The organism is Magnetospira thiophila, assembly GCF_054657015.1.
In genome coordinates this window covers 1,140,760-1,158,651 of sequence record NZ_BAAHXF010000001.1, presented here as the reverse complement: position 1 = coordinate 1,158,651, position 17,892 = coordinate 1,140,760, and the positions used below count along the sequence as shown (strand labels likewise).

Annotated in this window: 12 protein-coding genes; 4 read left to right on the top strand and 8 right to left on the bottom strand. The window is 63.2% G+C overall.

Going from position 1 to position 17,892, the window contains the following annotated elements; genetic code table 11:
* Positions 1 to 185 precede the first annotated feature (185 nt).
* Positions 186 to 2,063 (top strand): transglycosylase domain-containing protein, encoded by a 1,878-nt coding sequence (locus ACYQ1P_RS05585; RefSeq protein ID WP_460019358.1) that lies wholly within the window; start codon positions 186 to 188, stop codon positions 2,061 to 2,063.
* Here the strand turns inward: ACYQ1P_RS05585 and ACYQ1P_RS05580 are convergent.
* The 4 genes from ACYQ1P_RS05580 to ACYQ1P_RS05565 are packed head-to-tail and all read right to left on the bottom strand — an operon-like array spanning position 2,041 to position 7,472.
* Complete coding sequence (locus ACYQ1P_RS05580; RefSeq protein ID WP_460019357.1) at positions 2,041 to 3,231, bottom strand: multidrug effflux MFS transporter; 1,191 nt, start codon at positions 3,229 to 3,231, stop codon at positions 2,041 to 2,043. The two genes, ACYQ1P_RS05585 and ACYQ1P_RS05580, sit on opposite strands and share 23 nt — an antisense overlap.
* Positions 3,231 to 3,842 carry a methyltransferase family protein gene (locus ACYQ1P_RS05575; RefSeq protein ID WP_460019356.1) on the bottom strand — a complete coding sequence of 204 codons (612 nt, stop codon included), beginning with the start codon at positions 3,840 to 3,842 and terminating at the stop codon, positions 3,231 to 3,233. Before ACYQ1P_RS05575 ends, ACYQ1P_RS05580 begins: the two co-directional genes overlap by 1 nt.
* 3 nt (positions 3,843 to 3,845) lie before the next feature.
* Positions 3,846 to 5,309 (bottom strand): D-glycero-beta-D-manno-heptose-7-phosphate kinase, encoded by a 1,464-nt coding sequence (gene rfaE1, locus ACYQ1P_RS05570; protein WP_460019355.1) that lies wholly within the window; start codon positions 5,307 to 5,309, stop codon positions 3,846 to 3,848.
* Between the two features lie 12 nt (positions 5,310 to 5,321).
* On the bottom strand, positions 5,322 to 7,472 hold the full coding sequence (locus ACYQ1P_RS05565) for a bi-domain-containing oxidoreductase (RefSeq protein ID WP_460019354.1): 2,151 nt from the start codon (positions 7,470 to 7,472) through the stop codon (positions 5,322 to 5,324).
* 45 nt (positions 7,473 to 7,517) lie between these two features.
* On the opposite strand from ACYQ1P_RS05565, the gene asnB reads away from it, so the two are divergent.
* A complete protein-coding gene (gene asnB / locus ACYQ1P_RS05560; RefSeq protein ID WP_460019353.1) occupies positions 7,518 to 9,281 on the top strand; it encodes an asparagine synthase (glutamine-hydrolyzing) in 1,764 nt (587 codons plus the stop codon).
* On the opposite strand, the gene rpoD is transcribed toward asnB, so the two are convergent.
* The 3 genes from rpoD to ACYQ1P_RS05545 all read right to left on the bottom strand — a co-directional run bounded on the left by rpoD (position 9,278) and on the right by ACYQ1P_RS05545 (position 13,871).
* Positions 9,278 to 11,320 (bottom strand): RNA polymerase sigma factor RpoD, encoded by a 2,043-nt coding sequence (rpoD, locus tag ACYQ1P_RS05555; RefSeq protein ID WP_460019352.1) that lies wholly within the window; start codon positions 11,318 to 11,320, stop codon positions 9,278 to 9,280. The two genes, asnB and rpoD, sit on opposite strands and share 4 nt — an antisense overlap.
* Positions 11,321 to 11,589: 269 nt before the next feature.
* On the bottom strand, positions 11,590 to 13,383 hold the full coding sequence (gene dnaG / locus ACYQ1P_RS05550; RefSeq protein ID WP_460019351.1) for a DNA primase: 1,794 nt from the start codon (positions 13,381 to 13,383) through the stop codon (positions 11,590 to 11,592).
* 32 nt (positions 13,384 to 13,415) lie between these two features.
* Entirely contained in the window at positions 13,416 to 13,871 is a 456-nt protein-coding gene (locus ACYQ1P_RS05545; RefSeq protein ID WP_460019350.1) for a GatB/YqeY domain-containing protein, read from the bottom strand.
* Between the two features lie 188 nt (positions 13,872 to 14,059).
* Between ACYQ1P_RS05545 and carA the strand changes: the two genes are divergently transcribed.
* Entirely contained in the window at positions 14,060 to 15,259 is a 1,200-nt protein-coding gene (gene carA, locus ACYQ1P_RS05540; protein WP_460019349.1) for a glutamine-hydrolyzing carbamoyl-phosphate synthase small subunit, read from the top strand.
* Here the strand turns inward: carA and ACYQ1P_RS05535 are convergent.
* Positions 15,231 to 15,794, bottom strand: a complete 564-nt coding sequence (locus ACYQ1P_RS05535) for a hypothetical protein (protein WP_460019348.1) — start codon at positions 15,792 to 15,794, stop codon at positions 15,231 to 15,233. The genes carA and ACYQ1P_RS05535 overlap by 29 nt on opposite strands.
* 86 nt (positions 15,795 to 15,880) lie before the next feature.
* Between ACYQ1P_RS05535 and ACYQ1P_RS05530 the strand changes: the two genes are divergently transcribed.
* Entirely contained in the window at positions 15,881 to 17,815 is a 1,935-nt protein-coding gene (locus tag ACYQ1P_RS05530) for a hypothetical protein (protein WP_460019347.1), read from the top strand.
* The last annotated feature ends 77 nt before the right edge of the window (positions 17,816 to 17,892 follow it).

The window sequence follows — 17,892 nt, the reverse complement described above, 5'->3', positions numbered from 1 at the left end:
GAAAACCGATCGTATCAAATTTATAGCTACGCAGGTTGCTTAAGCCTTTTCTAACCGCCTGGAGCTAGGCTCCGACCATGGCAAAGGCAACCCGAAAAACCAGCTCTAAAAGTTCCACGCCGCCCCCGGCACGCGGGGGCGCATTATGGGCCCGGTTGCGGCCCCGGCGACCCTCGCGGGCGACCGTGTTACGGGTCGTCAAGTGGGGCATTGTGGTGGGGCTATGGGGCGGACTGGCGCTGTCTTTGCTGTTGGCCTGGTATGCCTACGACCTGCCAAGCCTGGACGAGGCGTTGGTTACCGACCGCCGTCCGACCCTGACCATTGCGGCGGCCAACGGCACGGTGGTGACCGTGCGCGGCGACAAGTTTGCCGGGGCGGTGCGGGTGGAGGATCTGCCGCCCGCTCTGCCCGATGCCATCCTGTCCACCGAGGACCGCCGATTTTATAGCCATTTCGGTCTCGATCCCATCGGTCTGGCCCGCGCCATGTGGTCCAATCTATGGGCCGGTCGGGTGGTGCAGGGCGGCTCGACCCTGACTCAACAGGTGGCCAAGAACCTGTTTCTCAGTCCACAGCGCAGCCTCAAGCGCAAGGTGCAGGAACTGATGCTGGCCCTGTGGCTGGAGCATAAATTCACCAAGGATCAAATCCTCACCATCTATCTCAACCGGGTCTATCTGGGGGCCGGAACCTATGGGGTGGAGGCCGCCGCGCAGGCCTATTTCGGCAAGTCGGCGCGTCGGGTGAGCCTGCCCGAGGCGGCGTTGCTGGCCGGATTGCTCAAAGCCCCGAGCCGCTACAACCCCCGTTCCAGCCCCGAGCGGGCCGCCGGGCGGGCGAAACAAGTGCTGCATAACATGGTCGCTGCCGGGAGCCTTGATCCGGCCACTGCCGAAAAAGCGATCAAGCAGCTGCCTGCGGTGGCCGGTCGTCCGGTTCCGACGGTGCCGGGACGGTGGTTCACCGACTGGGTGGTCGGTCAGCTGGACGGCTATGTGGGCCAGGAAGCCGGGGACCTGACCATCATCACCACCCTCAATCTGCCCTTGCAAAAGGAGGTAGAAGAGATTGTTGCGCGTCACATGAAGGGCGAGGGCCGTAAGCGTGGGGCGTCGCAGGTGGCGGTGGTGGTGCTCAACCACGACGGGGCGTTGCGCGCCCTGGTCGGGGGCCGCGATTACGAAGACAGCCAGTTCAATCGCGCCACCACGGCCCTGCGGCAGCCGGGCTCGGCTTTCAAGCCAATCGTCTATCTGGCCGGGCTGGAGGCCGGATTGACCCCGGAATCGGTGTTCGACGACAGCCCGGTGAAAATCGGCGACTGGTCCCCGAGCAACTGGGACAATAAATTCCGAGGGGCGGTCACTCTCACCGAGGCGCTGGCCGAGTCCATCAATACGGTGGCGGTGCGGGTGGCGGCCAAGGCCGGACCGCAGCGAGTGGCCCAAGTGGCGGCACGGCTGGGGATCACCACACCGATGCCCGATGACTTGGGACTGGCCCTGGGCACCGCCGAGGTGACGCTGATGGATCTGGTCACCGCCTATGTGCCTTTGGCCAATGGCGGTTTCGGGGTGTTTCCCCATGGGGTGACAGAGATTCGGGACCGCAACGGCAACAGCCTCTATCGTCGCGATGGCGGTGGGGCGGGGCGGGTGATTGAGCGGCGATACGTGCTGGCGATGCAGAAAATGCTGGCCCAGGTGATGCGCACCGGCACCGGCAAGAACGCCGCCCTGGGCGGTCGCCCCGCAGGCGGCAAGACCGGCACCAGTCAGGACTATCGCGATGGCTGGTTCATCGGCTACACGGCGGAACTGGTGGCCGGGGTGTGGGTCGGCAACGACGACGGCACGCCGATGAAGGGGGTCACCGGCGGCGGCCTCCCGGCACGCTTGTGGAAAGCTATCATGCTCGCCGGGCATAAGGGAATCCCGGCCAGGGACCTGCCCCGCCCGCCCGCTGCGTCCACAGAGGTGCCGCAAGTAGAGACTGCGCCGCCTCAAGCCCCCGCCGAACGGGATCTGCTGGATCGGCTCAAGTCGTTTTTCGGCGGATAAATATCCCATAGATCAGCAGACCGCTGACCCCCGATCCGGCCAGCGCCAGCACCATGGGAAGGGCGGTGCCGTCGTAGGCATGACCGATCAGCGCCCCGACCACCGCGGCCAGGGTCATCTGCACGAAACCGACCAGGGCCGATGCGGTGCCGGCCAGGGTTGGATAGGGTCCGATGGCTCCGGCCATGGCATTGGGCATGATCAGCCCGACCCCCATGTTCATGGCCGCGATGGGGGCGACCAGGGTGACCACCGTCACCACATCGAACAGCACCAAGCTCAAAGTCAGCACCCCGAAGGTGGCGGTGCAGAGGACTCCGAACAGGATCAACCGATCATTGCCCAGCCGCCGGTTGAAGCGACCGGTAAGGATTGATCCAACCATGAACCCGGCCACACAGAGTCCGAAGCAAACGCCGAACTGCCAGGGTGTGAGATGCAGGATCTCGATGAAAACGAACGACGAACCGGAAATCAGCGAAAAAATAATCGAGAAGGCGGCGGCGCTGGCCAACATGTAGCCCACATAGGAGCGTGACCGCAGCAGGGTCATGTAATTGCGCAGCATCCGAACGGGGCGAATGGCATCGGGGTTCTTGGCCGGGATGGTCTCGGGCAGCCCCAAAATGGTGGCAAAAAAGAGGATCACGCCGAAACCCAGCAGCACCCAGAATACCGAATGCCAGCCCCAGGCTTCGACCATCAGGCCGCCGACGGTCGGCGCGATCAGCGGGGCCACGGCCATGGCGGTGGCCATATAGGCGAGCATCCGCGCTGCTCCTTCGGCCCCATGAATATCGCGCACAATGGCCCGTCCGAGCACCGGCCCGGCACAAGCCCCGATGGCCTGCAACAAACGTCCGGCAATCAGCATTTCGATGGTCGGCGCCCACAGACAAACCAAGCTGGCGAGGGTGAATAAGGTGACACCGCCAATCAGCATCGGGCGGCGGCCGAAACGGTCGGCCAGCGGACCATAGATCAATTGTCCCACGGCCAGTCCGGCGACGAAAACGCTGAGGGTCAATTGCACCCCGGCGGCATCGCTTTGCAAGGCCAACGCCATGGCGGGCAGGGCAGGCAGGTACATATCGGTGGAGAGCGGCCCGAAGGCGACCAGGGCGGTGAGCAAAACGGCCAGAGCCAAAGAGCGGGGAGCCAGCGGCATCATTCCTCCGCGGCGGCCCAGGCGCGCCCCTTCCAGGGGATATAGGCGGGTACCTGTCGGCGATAGGCGGCGTAGGAGGCACCATAAAGGCGCAGCAGTCGCCGCTCCTCAAACCAGGTGCCGACGAGCAGGTAAATGGAGCCCCAGACGGCGGTCGTCAGATGCAGCCAATCATGAGCCCCGCCCCACAGAATCAGGAATCCCGCCGCATAGAGGGGATGGCGCATGAAGCGATGAAGACTGTCGCGGCGCAGCGGTTCATCGTCCGGCTCCGGGGTGCCGAGGCGAGCCGCAGCGACCTGCCGTAGGCCGCTCAGGCGCCCTAAGTCGTAGCCGGTGAGGCCATAGAACATCAGCCCCCAGCCGGTCAGATGCATCAGCCACAGCAAGAGGGGCAGGCCGCGCGGCAGGTCCAGCGCCGGAACCTCGGCGAACAGCCAGCGCCCCAGGCCATAGACGGCGATCAAATGAACGATGGCGATGACGTTGAAGGCCACCCGATACCAGGGGCCGAATGGTCGATGCAGACGCGCCCCGGCCAACAGGGAATGCCCGGCTCCGAAACTGATCCAGGCCAGGGCATAAAGCAGTTGAGCGTCGGTGAGGGCCATGGGTCAGCCGTTAATACGCGATATGGTGCCGGTGGTCGAATGGCCGTCTTCCAGTCGGGCCAGCAACACCCGACCGCCATAGGATTTGACGAAGGTTCCCCCGACCACCTGATCTTCGCTGTAGTCGGCCCCCTTGACCAATACGTCGGGGCGCAGGGTCTCGATCAGATGCTGCGGGGTATCCTCGGCAAACAGCACCACCATATCCACCGGGGCCAGCGAGGCAAGCACGGTGGCCCGGGCCATCTCACTCTGCACCGGGCGGGTCGGGCCTTTGAGCCGCTGTACGGAAGAATCGGAATTGAGCCCGACCACCAGACGGTCACAGGCGGCGCGGGCCTGTTGGAGCAAGGATACATGGCCCGGATGCAAAAGATCGAAACAGCCGTTGGTGAAGCCCACCTTGAGCCCGGCGCGCCGCCAACGCTCGACCCGGTCGCGGGCCGGGTCGCGGGGCAACACTTTGGCTTCAGCGTCCATCAGGTCCTGATGATGCAGCACGGCAGACAATTCCGAGGCATAGGTCACTGCCGTACCGACCTTGCCAACCACGATTCCGGCGGCGGCATTGGCCAGGGCGGCGGCCCGTTCCAGGGAGGCCCCGGCGGCCAATCCGGCGGCAATGGTGGCGATCACCGTGTCTCCGGCCCCGGACACGTCGAACACCTCACGCGCTTCGGCGGGCAGGTGGACCACATCGCCGTGGGCCGGAACCAGGCTCATGCCGTCCTGGCTGCGGGTGGCCAGGATGCCGCCCAGGTCACAGTCCTCAATCAGATGACGGGCGGCGCGGAGGATGTCGGCATCATTGTCCACCGGCAAGCGACTGGCCTCGGCCAATTCCTTGCGGTTGGGGGTGAGCAAATCGGCCCCCCGATACAGGCTGTAATCGTGGCCCTTGGGATCGACCAGCACCAAACGGCCCGCCGCCTTGGCAATGGCAATCAATTCAGCCGCCAGCCCCTCGGCCAGGACCCCCTTGCCGTAATCGGACAGCACCAACACGCCGCAGCTCTCCAGGCCAACCCGAACCCGCTCGATCAGCGCCTGACGCACGGGGGCGGTCAGGGGGGCGGTGGTTTCATGGTCGGTGCGCAGCATCTGCTGACCCTGGGCCATGAAACGGGTCTTGACGCCGCTGAGGCGTTGCGGGGCGTTCACCAGATCGCTTTCGAGGCCGTCCAGGGCGGTGAGCAGGTCCCGGATTTCCGCCGCCGCCGAATCATCGCCGAGGGCCGTCACGAAGCGGCAACTGGCTCCCAGGGCGCACAGATTGCGCGCCACATTTCCGGCCCCGCCGAGCATGGCTTCCTGGCGCGTGATGTTGAGCACCGGAATGGGGGCTTCGGGGGAAATGCGGGCCACGCCGCCATGCACATAGCGATCCAGCATCACATCGCCGACCACCAACACCCTGGCCTCGGTGAGGGCCTCGGTCAGGGCCACCAGTTGAAGGGGATCATGCATAAAATCAAAACCTTACAGTTCTATTCTGAGACCGGAACGAAGTGATTCCGTTACCGCAATGGTCGCCAGACTGGACTCGATGAGGTGTTCCTCGTCGATCGGGGCCGGGCCGCCATTGACCACCGTCTGAACGAAAGCTTGCAGGGCCGGGTGAAAGCCCTTGTCCTGACTGCCGCCCAGGTTGGTGAACTTGCCGTCCTGAACTATGGTCAGCTTGCGGAAATTATCCAGCACCACCACACGCCCGCCCGCATAGCCTTCGTAAAGCTCCTTGCTGAAGGCGGTGTCGCCCTGGGCGGTATAGGCCAGAGAAGCCAAAGACCCATCGGCGAAACGCAGGGATACGGCCAGATCGTCACAGACCCCCTCGGTGACCACCGCCGCGTCGGCCTGCACGGAGCGGATGGGAGAGCCGGTAAAAAAGCGTGCCAGATCAATGAAATGGCAGACCTCACCCAGAATGCGGCCGCCCCCTTCATCCGGGGCATTGATCCAACTGTCGGCGGGCAGCGCCCCGGCATTGATCCGCATCACCAGGACCTTGGGGCCGGGAGAGGCTTCAAGGCTGTGACGCATACGCAGCGCCAGGGGGGCGAATCGACGGTTGAAGCCGACCTGGAAAAAACCGGACGAGCCGTTGCGCGCTTCGATCACCCGATTGAGCTGATCCCGGTCGAGGGCCAGCGGTTTTTCCACCAGCACCGACTTTCCGGCGGCCAGGGCCCGGGCCGTGTAATCGGCGTGCGAGCCATGACGGGTGGCAACCAAAACCGCATTGATCTGCGGATCGTCAAGCACCAGAGCGGGATCGGTGCCCGCATGGTCGAAGCCGAAAGTGGCCTGGGCATGTTCGGCGGTCGCCCCGCGGGTGGTGACGATGCTGCGCAGATCGACCTGCACCATGCCCTTGAGGTCCGGCAGCAAGACAGTGCGCGCAAAGTTACCCGCCCCGATCACCCCCAGCACACAGCGCTCCTGGGGGCCACTTTTGGCGCTCGGAAAGTGTACGGGGGCTTGAGTTTGCGTCGTTTCCGGATAGCGCAGCACCACCCCCAGGAACGGCTCGCTCCCCGAGGTCACCAGATCGTAAGCGGATTCGGCTTGCGCGAAATCGAAGCTGTGGGTGGTCAGGGCGGCCACATCGAGACGCGGCCCGCGCCCCGGCGACATCAGCCGCAGCACCTCGCGCAGATTCTCGGTCTCGGTCCAGCGTACGAAGCCGACCGGATATTTCATCCCCCGGCCTTCGTAGTCCTCATCGTAACGCCCCGGACCGTAGGAGCGCGACACGGTGACGTTCAGTTCTTTTTGCATATAGTCCCGATAGGGAAATTCGGTGCCGGTCATGCCGAGCAGCACCACCTTGGCCCGGTCCCGAGCCACCGTGGCGGCGGTGGCAAAGGGTTCGCTGGACTCGGTGGCGGCGGCGATCAGGATGCCATCGCAGCCAATGCCATGGGTAACGGCGCGGACCGAAGCCTCCAGATTGTCCTGGTCCAGGCTCAGAGCCAGTTCGGCCCCCATGCGGCGAGCCAATTCCAGCCGTTGCGGATTGTAATCCAACGCCAAAACGCGCACCCCCGACAGGGTAAGCAATTGCACGGCAATCTGCCCCAACAAGCCGGTGCCGACCACCGCCACCCATTCGCCCAGGCGAACGTCCAAATTGCGCACCCCATGCAGGGCAATGGCCCCCAGGGTACCATAAGCGGCTTCCACGTCGGGTACGTCGTCGGGAATCGGCGCGGCCAGATTTTCCGGCACCAGATTCAGCTCCGCATGGTTGGCCAGTCCGGCCCCGGCCACCGCCACCCGTTGACCGACCCGGAAGCGCCCCTCCAGCCCGAGACCGACTTCGACGATCGTTCCCGCAGCGGAATATCCCAAGGGAAGCGGCGCATCGAGACGGGCCATCACCGCCTTGAAGGTGGCACCGATGCCGTCGCGCTTGGCCTTGTCGACCACCTTGCGCACCAAATCGGGCCGCGCCTTGGCCTTGGCGGCAATGCTTTTTTTTGCAAAATCAATGATTAAGCGCTCGGTTCCGGCGGAGATCAGCGAGGCTCCGGTGCGCACCAGCAAATGGCCGGCAGCGGCTCGGGGCTCCGGGACGTCTTTCAAGGCCAGCTTGCCCGAGCGGGCAGATTGAATAACCTGTTTCATTTCATGTTCCGCCAAGTCGCAGGACGCGCTACTAATGCACCGATCATGTGCGGAATCAACGCCATATTCGCCTATCGGCAAGAAGCGCCCCCTGTCAACCGACGGGAGCTGCTGGCCGTGCGCGACCAGATGGCGGCGCGCGGACCGGACGGGGCGGGGGATTGGGTCTCCCCTGACAAATGCATCGGCCTGGGGCACCGCAGACTGTCGATCATCGATCCGACGCCCGGCGGTGATCAACCCATGGCCCTGTATGGTGGCAAGTATCAGATTGTTTTCAATGGCGAAATCTACAATTTCCGGGCCTTGAAAGAGCGTTTGGAGGCGGAGGGGCGGCTGTTCCGCAGCGAGTCCGATACGGAAGTCCTGCTGCATCTCTATGACCGCTACGGTCAGGACATGGTGCACCACCTGCGCGGCATGTTTACCTTCGCCATCTGGGACGCGGACAAGCAGGGCCTGTTCGTGGCCCGCGACGGATTCGGCATCAAACCGTTGTACCTGTCGGACAATGGCCGCACCCTGCGCCTCGCCTCGCAGGTCAAGGCGCTGCTGGCCGGGGGCGGCATCGACAAATCGCCCCATGCGGCGGGCCATGTGGGATTCTTTCTGTTCGGCTACGTCCCCGAGCCGCATACTCTGTATCAGGGCATTCGCGCCCTGGGGGCGGGGACCCTGTTGTGGATCGACCGCCGGGGCAACCGCTGGGAAAAACGCTTTTTCGGCATTCAGGCGGCCTATCAGAGCCGCCCGCCGGTGCGCCGCAATCTACGTGACGCGCTGCTCGATTCGGTGGCCCATCATTTGGTGGCCGACGTGCCGGTGGGATTGTTCCTCTCGGCTGGATTGGATTCGGCGACCCTGTGCGGTCTGGCCGCCGAACAGACGACGGATCTGCGGACCATCACTCTGGCCTTCGAAGAATATGCTCAAACGGCGGACGATGAGGCCCCATTGGCCGAAAGCATCGCTCAATTTTATGGCACGACCCACGATACGGTGCGTCTGTCCGGGGCGGCCTTTGCCGATGAGCGCGAAAAGCTCTTTTCGGCCATGGATCAGCCGTCCATTGATGGTGTCAATGTTTATTTCGTGGCCAAAGCAGCGGCTGAAAAGGGCCTGAAAGTGGCCATATCCGGTCTTGGTGGTGACGAATTATTCTGTGGTTACAATACGTTCCAGCAATTGCCAAAATTAGTCGGCCCCTTGAGCAAAATTCCGTTCGGCCAGCAAATTGGAACGATTGGTCGTATACTCACAGCCCCCTGGATCGGGCGTTTTGCCTCTCCGAAAGCGGCTGGAATTCTCGAATTGGGGACCCGGCCCGGGGATGCCTACCTGTTGCGACGGGGTTTGTTCATGCCCTGGGAACTGACGCAAAATTTGGACAGTGATTTCGTGCGGGCGGGCTGGCAAGAGCTGGCACCGCTGGTTCGGCTGCATAATACCCAATCGAACATGACCGATTGGCCCGGGCGGGTGACGGCGCTGGAAATGACCTGGTACATGCGCAACCAGTTGCTGCGCGATGCCGACTGGGCGGGCATGGCCCATTCTTTGGAAATCCGGGTGCCGTTTGTCGATGGGCCACTGTTGCAGTCGGTGGCGCGCCATGGGTTCGGCAAACAGGACATGGCGGCAACCCCGCAACCGGGACTGCCGCGCGCCGTGCTGGAGCGGCCCAAGACCGGATTCCAGGTGCCGGTCCGGCAATGGTTGAGCGGTGATTCAGGAAATGGATCGCCCGAACGCGGCCTGCGCGGCTGGGCACGCGAGGTCTATGCCGCCTTCACCGAATCCCACTTTTAGGTATCGAGGAAGCTGCGCAGCTTGCGCGACCGGCTCGGATGTTTGAGCTTGCGCAGGGCCTTGGCCTCGATCTGGCGGATGCGTTCGCGGGTGACGCTGAACTGCTGCCCGACCTCTTCCAGGGTATGGTCGGTGTTCATGCCAATGCCGAAGCGCATCCGCAGCACCCGTTCCTCACGCGCCGTGAGGCTGGACAGCACCCGGGTGGTGGTTTCGCGCAGATTGGAATGGATCGCCGCGTCGAGTGGCAGAACGGCGTTCTTGTCCTCGATGAAATCGCCCAGATGGCTGTCTTCCTCGTCGCCGATGGGGGTTTCGAGGGAGATCGGTTCCTTGGCGATTTTCAACACCTTGCGCACTTTTTCCAGCGGCATGGAGAGTTTTTCAGCCAGTTCCTCGGGCGTCGGCTCGCGACCGATTTCATGCAGCATCTGGCGTGAAGTGCGGACCAGCTTGTTGATGGTCTCGATCATATGCACCGGAATGCGGATGGTGCGCGCCTGATCGGCGATGGAGCGGGTGATGGCCTGACGAATCCACCAGGTGGCATAGGTGGAGAACTTGTAGCCGCGCCGGTATTCAAATTTGTCCACCGCCTTCATCAGGCCGATGTTGCCTTCCTGAATCAGATCCAGGAATTGCAGGCCGCGATTGGTGTATTTCTTGGCGATGGAAATCACCAGCCGCAGGTTGGCCTCGATCATTTCCTTCTTGGCCTTGTTGGCCTCGCGCTCGCCCTTTTGCACCGTGCCGACAACCCGGCGCAGTTCCTTGATCGGCAGCCCGGCTTCCTGGGAAATGACGGCGATTTCCGAGCGGGTATTTTCGATCTCGTCCGCATAGCGCTCGGCAAAACGGGCCCAGGCCTTACCCTTTTCGGCCATCCGTTCGAGCCAGGTGGGGTCCAGTTCGTCACCGAAATAGTTGCTCAAAAATTCGTCGCGCTTGACCTTCGATGAGGTGGCCCAGCGTAGCAACCGGCCTTCCATGCCCATGAGCATTTTGTTGAGGGCATAAAGCTGCTCCACCAACTGTTCGATGCGGGTGTTGTTGAGGTGCACCGTCTCCATCAGCTCGATCAGTTCCTTGCGCAACTTGCTGTAGCGCTTTTCGGCGGCCGGTTTGACGTCTTCGCCCTTTTGCAGCGCGTCGAGCCGTTGCAGTTGGACCTTGTGCAGCTTCTCGTAAGTCTTGGTGATTTTCTCGAAGGTCTCGATGACCTCCGGCTTCAGCTTGGCTTCCATGGCCGACAGGGAGAGACTGGCTTCCTCGATCTCGTCGTCCTCGTCGGAATCTTCGGGTTGGGACTCGTCGTCGTCCTCCGCGTCGTCGCTGTCGTCGTCGGATTCGGGAGAGTCGGCGCTCTTTTCCGGCGCCGGGCTATCCGCCGGCGCGGCCTTGGCGGTCTCCGCGGGGAGCTCGTCCTCAGACGCCGGTTTGGCTTCTCCGTCGTCTTCCGTCGGTTCGCCATTGCCGCCGTAGGTGGCTTCCAGGTCAATGATATCGCGCAGCAAAATGCTCTCTTCGAGCAGCTGGTCATGCCAGTAGCAGATGGCGCGGATGGTCAGCGGGCTTTCCAACAGGCCGCCGATCATCATTTCGCGACCGGCCTCGATGCGCTTGGCAATAGCGATTTCGCCCTCGCGCGACAACAGCTCCACCGAGCCCATTTCGCGCAGGTACATACGCACCGGATCGTCGGTGCGGCCCATTTCGTCTTCATCCACGTTGCCGCCGGGGGTAGCGGCCTCGGGTTTTTCGATTTCGTCACTGGCGGCTTCGGGATTGTCCTCAGCTTCCTCGTTATCGACCACGTTGATGCCCATTTCGGACAGCGACGCCATGGTATCCTCGATTTGTTCGGACGAGACCTGTTCCGGCGGCATTGCCTGATTCAGTTCGTCATAGGTCACATAGCCGCGCTCCTTGGCGCGGACGATCAATTTTTTGAGATTGGCACCCAGGGCATCGATCAGCGGGCTATCGGTACCCTCTTCACTGCCGGACCTGTTTTCCGCCGTGTTCTTCGTGGTGGTCATCCCTACCCCGTCTTCGATTTGTGCCGATATTGCCTGTTCTGGCGACTTTGTAACCCGACCGGAAAAGGGACTGAGCGGCAAAAGGACCTCCGAAGCGCCGTTGCGAAGCCCGTCCGCGCCATGTCGAAGATCGTTATGCTGAAATGGTGTGCACCCACCGACCCATCAAGGCCCAAAAACCCGGAGCCTGCGTACTTAGGCGAGTCCTGACCGTCTGTCAAGCACGTAAACCCCTCCGGCTCAAGGGGTTATGTGCTTGATATCAGAATCTAAAATTCTTCCGGTTCGTCGTCCTCCTGCAACCCGGCCCGAATCATTTCCATGCGGCGAATCAAATCGTCGTCGGAGGTGTCATCATCGGCCGACGGCAGCTCCCGCCGCAGGTCGTCCTTGTGGGTTCGCGAACGGAATCGGGCAAAAATGGCTGACAGCTCCGCGCTTGATGTTTCGGGATGCAGCGGCCGACCGGGACGGCGCATCATGCGCACCTCGTCGGTGGCCAGAATACGGTCGATGGCCGGACCCTGTCCGGCCTGGGTCAGGGCGGCGATCACCTGGGCCGATTCGCGGGGCTGATGGTCGCTGAGCAGATCGACCAGCGCCCGACGCAGTTTCTCGTCGGCGGCATCGCGAAAGGCCAGTCGGCCGAGATCCTCGTCATGGGAATCGAACTGCTCGGGGCGGCACAGAAACAGCGCCAGCAGCAATTGATTTTCCCGTTGCATGCGGTCCATGCGCGCCTCGGCGGCACCCTCCGGGCGATGCAGGGTTTCGAGGCCACGACCGCCGGAAACGGAGCGCTTGGGCGTCGGCTTGGCCCAGAAGCGGTCCTCGTAGGATTGCAAAAAAGTCTTGCGCACCGTGGGGTCCTGAATGCGCATCACCCGGTCCTTGAGTTCCTGCCATAGGGCGGCCCGACGTTCCGGGGTATCGGCCCGCGCCCCTTCGACCACCCAGTGCCACAGCGCCTCGGACAGGGGCCTGGCGGTTTCCAGGACCTCGCGCATGGCCCCCGGACCCTCGCGGCGAATCAGGCTGTCCGGGTCCTCGCTGGCCGGGAGAAGGGCGAAGCGCAGGGATTTGCCCGGCGTCAATAGGGGCAAACAGCGCTCGGCGGCGCGGGCGGCGGCCTTCTGTCCTGGCGCATCGCCATCGAAGCACAGCACCGGCTCCGGAGCCAGCCGCCACAGTTCCTGAATCTGTTCCTCGGTCAGGGCGGTGCCCAGGGGGGCCACGGCGGTGGCGAATCCGGCCTGATGCAGGGCGATGACGTCCATGTATCCTTCGGTGACCGTCACCTGACGGCTCTGCCGCGCCGCCGCCTGGGCCTGGGCCAAACCGTACAGGGTGCGGCTCTTGTGAAACAGCGGGGTTTCCGGGCTGTTGAGATATTTCGGTTCGCCATCGCCCAGGGTACGCCCCCCGAAGGCGATAACCTTGCCACGCCGGTCGGTGATCGGGAACAGCACCCGGTCGCGGAAATAATCATAGGGCGCGCGGCCGTCGTCGGGACGCTTGGACAGACCCGCCTCGACCATCATGTCTTCGCTGATTCCGGCCCGCGCCAGGGCGGTTTTCAGACCGCCGCGCCGGTTGGGGGCATAGCCGAGACGAAAGCGGGCGATGGTCCCGTCGTCCAGACCGCGCTGCCGAAAATAGGCCAGTCCCGCCGCCCCCTCGGGCATGCGCAATTGTTGTTCGTAATGGGCGCAGGCCAGTTCCAGCACGTCGAGCAGGCCGGTGCGGCGTTCGGCCCGCTGGCGTTCTTCCGGCGAATCCACCGGCACCTCCAGCCCCGCCGCTTCGGCCAGTTTCTCCACCGCCTCGGGGAAAGACAGGTTTTCGGTGTTCATGACGAAATCAATGACACTGCCGTGCGCCCCGCAGCCGAAGCAGTGGTAATGGTCGTCATAGACATAAAAGGAAGGGGTCTTTTCCTTGTGAAAGGGGCACAGACCCTGGTGCTCGTGACCCTTTCGGGTCAGTTTGGTGCGCTGTCCGATGACGTCCACCGGGCGCATCCGGGCGCGCAGCTCGTCAAGAAATTGCGGCGTGAAGGACATGGCCGCGACTCCACCCTCCCCCGGACGACCGTTTAGGCCAGTCGCTGCTTGACCAGGGCACTGGCCTTGGCAAAATCCATCTGACCGGCATAGGTTTCCTTCAGCGCCCCCATGACACGGCCCATATCCTTCAGGCTGGTGGCTTCGAGCCGGGCCAGGGTCTCGGCCACGGCGGCCTCCAGGTCGGCCCCCTCCAATTGCTTGGGCATGAAGGTTTCGATGACGGCGATTTCGTCGGCCTCCTGGCGGGCCAGTTCCAAACGACCGCCTTTTTCATACATGGCGATGCTTTCCCGCCGCTGTTTGACCATCGACTGAAGCATCATCAGAATTTCGTCGTCATTGACCGTGTCGTCGGCCCCGCGGGTGCGGGCCGCGATGTCGCGATCCTTGAGCGCCGCCAGAATCAGCCGCAAGGTCGCCACCTTGAAGGCTTCCTTGGCCTTCATCGCCGTGGTCAGTTCGACTTTCAAACGCTCGCGCAGCATGGGCAAGCCTCCGTATGGAGCGAGAAAGGGCAAACCCTAGCCGATCCCCGGAAAAAAGGCAAAGAACTTAAGGGGTAAAGCAAGTATTTGAAAAATATAAATTATTCAAATTCGATCCGAGGGGTTGACGGGCTCTTCCGCTTGCCTTACATGGACGCGGGTTTAACCCTATCGGAGCGTTTCCCCCCATGGCCGACCCGCACGCCACCGCTGCCCGTCCCGTGGCTCCTCTGCCCGAGGACAGCCGTCCCCCCGGCGCCACCGCCGCTTTGGTGCTGGCCGACGGGACCATATTCTGGGGCCGTGGCGCGGGGGCCCAAGGGGTGGCTATCGGCGAGGTCTGTTTCAACACCTCGATCACCGGCTATCAGGAAATTCTCACCGACCCGTCCTACGCCGGACAGATCATCACCTTCACCTTCCCCCATATCGGCAACGTGGGCACCAATCCGGAAGACGTGGAGACCATCACGCCCGCAGTACGCGGCTGCGTGCTCCAGGCCGAGATCACCGAACCGGCCAACTGGCGCGCCTCCCGGCACCTGAACGACTGGCTGGAAGGCAACAATCTGGTCACCATCACCGGAGTCGATACGCGAAAGCTGACCCGCCGCATCCGCGATGGCGGTGCCCCCATCGGGGCCTTGATCCATGATCCGTCGCAGTCCATCGACACCCGCGCCTTGTTGGAAATGGCCCGCGCCTGGCCCGGTCTGGAAGGCATGGATCTGGCCCGCGAGGTCACCTGTGGTCAGACCTATTCCTGGGACGAGACCACCTGGGTTCTGGGTGAGGGCTACGGCCTGCAACAGGACCCGAAGTATCACGTGGTGGCGATGGATTTCGGGGCCAAACGCAACATCCTGCGTTGTCTGGCCGCTGCGGGTTGCCGGGTCACAGTGGTCCCGGCTTCGACCAGCGCCGAGGAAATTCTGGCCCACAAGCCGGACGGCATTTTCCTGTCCAACGGCCCCGGCGACCCGGCGGCCACCGGCGACTATGCGGTGCCGGTGATTCGGCAATTGCTGGATACCGGCAAGCCGATGTTCGGCATCTGCCTGGGCCATCAGATGCTGGCGCTGGCGCTCGGCGCGACCACCTCCAAGATGCATCTGGGGCATCGCGGGGCCAATCAGCCGGTGCAGGATCTGGCCTCCGGTCGAGTGGAAATCACCTCGCAGAATCACGGCTTCGTGGTCGATCGGGAAAGCCTGCCCGAGGGCGTGGTGGAGACTCACAAGTCGTTGTTCGACGGCTCATTGGAAGGCATCCGGGTCGAGGGCAAACCGGTGTTCTCGGTGCAATATCACCCGGAAGCCAGCCCCGGACCGCAGGACAGCCACTATCTGTTCCAGCAGTTCATTGAGCTGATTGCGGCGCATCGCTGACCGCAAAGCAGTTCCGCGTCTCTTCCAATAGGTCATAGAGCGCCGGGGCGGCCAGACGGCTGGCCAGCCGCTCCCACCAGGGACGTTCCTCCAGATAGATCCGCACATCCTCGACGCTGGACGCCGAGGCCAGGACCTCGGTGCCGGTCTCGGCGAGGCGCAGGCGGCAGGCACCTCCGGGGGCCGGATAGGCGGACAGGCTGCGCGTTTGGCCCGCGCAATCGCGCAACGGCCAAAGCAGATCGGTGAGAATCTCCCGCTTGCCCTTGCAGATGAAGCGCAACGCCCGGCGCAGGCCGAAATAATACTGGCTGGAGCTGACCACCCCCTCGGCCCCGTTGGCGCGCAGGATGCAAAAACGCTCGGTGGGTGCGTTATCTTCCGGATATTCGATGCCGCGTTGCCGTTCCTGTTGCAGCAAGGCGCATTGGGCGTCCAGGTCGAAGCCGGGCGGCAGGGCCAGGGCCGGGGAAAATCCCAGGATCGCAAACATCCACAAAAGGCACATCAAGCGGCGCATGGTCCTGAGTAACATGTTGTCTCCCGGATGTTCCAGCCACCTACCCATTGCCGAAATGGGCTGCTACACTCCGGGCAAAAGTTCCAAGGGGAGAGTCCAAGATGCCAAAAGACACCAGCCCGGAAGCCCGCGCGGAAGCCGTCCGTCAGTTGAATAGCCGATCCGGGAGGGTGTTGATTTCCCTGGTCCGCTCTCAAACCGTCGATCTGTTCGCCGGCAAGCTGGACCTGGCCCTGCGCCCGGAGTTGGAAGCCCTGCGCCAGCGCTCCCCCGATGGGGTGAAGGTGGCGGTGGATCGCATCGAGCATGACGGCACGGCCTATGTGGTGACCGTCGATGCCGCCGCCGGGCAGACGTTGCGCATTGAGGACACCGCCGCCGGTTTGTATAGCCGCACCCTGGGCGGCGGGCTGTGCAATCTGAGCAAAGATCTGGAAGTCATCCTGGATGTACTTTGCGAGGGTCAGGAGACCCGCCCGCGCGCCGATTACCTGACCTGGGCCGACGCGGGGGACACCTTTCCCGGCACCGCCGTGCCCGGACGGTCGCGCACCTCGTTGATCTTTCAGGACACGGGCTTTGAAAAGCTGATCATCACCGAACGCGGACCGACCTACGACGCCGAGGCCATCGACCTGTGGCAACAGGAACTGGATTTCTACGGACGCGGCAACGACGTGCTGTTCGTCGGCCAGGAGCCCATGGATTCGCGGAAGTTCGAAGCCATCATGCAGCGCAAGCTCAAGGACAAGGGGTTGCGGGTATTCTGGCTGGTCGGCGGCAATCAGCTGAAGCAACTCTATACCGAGTATCGCAGTTTTCTGTCCATCGTTGACGTGGTCAGCCTCAATTTGGGCGAGGCGGCACAGTTTTTCGCCTTTGAGCCGCTGGGGCGACGGCACAAGGACGCCACCGAATTGCGCATCATGTATGCCAAGGAAATCAGCCGTCGCATTCTCGACTACGGGGCCAATTACGTGGTCATCACCGACGGGGCCAAGGGGGCCAGCCTGGCCCGCAAGGCGCGCGGCGGGCAGGTGGAATTCGTCTATTCGCCGCTGATCCAGGAAAATTCCATCGAGGTCGATGCGAACGTGCGCGAAGACACCGGCTGCGGTGACAGTTTCGCCGCCTCCATCGGGGCCTATTTCCTCACCGGCGGGCCGATCTTCAAGCTCAACGAGGCGGCCAATTTCGCCCATTACATCGCCGGGATCATCTATCAGCGGGCGCGACCGCATCTGACCGACAAGGACAGCGGCTTCGTCGAATACGCCTTGACTAAGGCCCGCGCCTCGGGAGCCTTCGTCGGCAAGCATGAGACCTTCAAGCGCAATGTCTGTCAGATCCGCCCGGCGATCATCATTCCGCGCGGGCCGCGCAATAATGTGCTGGTGCTGGTCCTCGGCGGCAATCCGGCGGACCCGGATCAGCCCGCCGTCACCGGGGCCGGGGCGGCGGTGGAGAATCTCGCCCAATCCATTGACAGGAACGCGTATGCGTTGGGGCCGTTGGTCCGGGTGGTGCCGCGCGTGATCGCCCATCCCCGCGCCCGGGGCCGCGCCGGTATGGTTGCCCTGGAGCCAGAGGATATGCAGCAGCGTATCGAAAGTGGCCTGTTTTGCCCGGGAATTGGCGACCTGGAGGGACGCACCGGCACCTTGAACGGGGTTCTGGAGGCGGACCTGAGCGGCCACGAGGGAGTCTACGTGCTGCGCGCCGGGTTCCTGGAGGCGCTGGAAATCCTGTCGTCGGAGGACTTCGCCGAACTGTTTTCGGACATCAAGATCTGGCATTTCGCCACCGAGAACATCGACGAACGTCTGGTCTGGCACACCAAGCGCAAGGGTGTCTCGCGGGAACAGAGCCAGGAAGTCATGCGCCAGGCCCTGCGCGACAACATGATCCGCGCCCAGGAACCACAAGTGCGTTTCGCCTGGGCCCAGGCCACCAACCTGGACGACTTCGAGCGGGAAATGTCCGAAGAACTGATCCGCCGCCTGGATGCCCTGCTGGCCGGGGTGTTCCGGGGATAGCGGGGCGTGGCCCCTGATCCCATAACTCATGGTATTTCAGATGCATCCTGACCCCGAGAGGGGCTCGGGCCAATCTG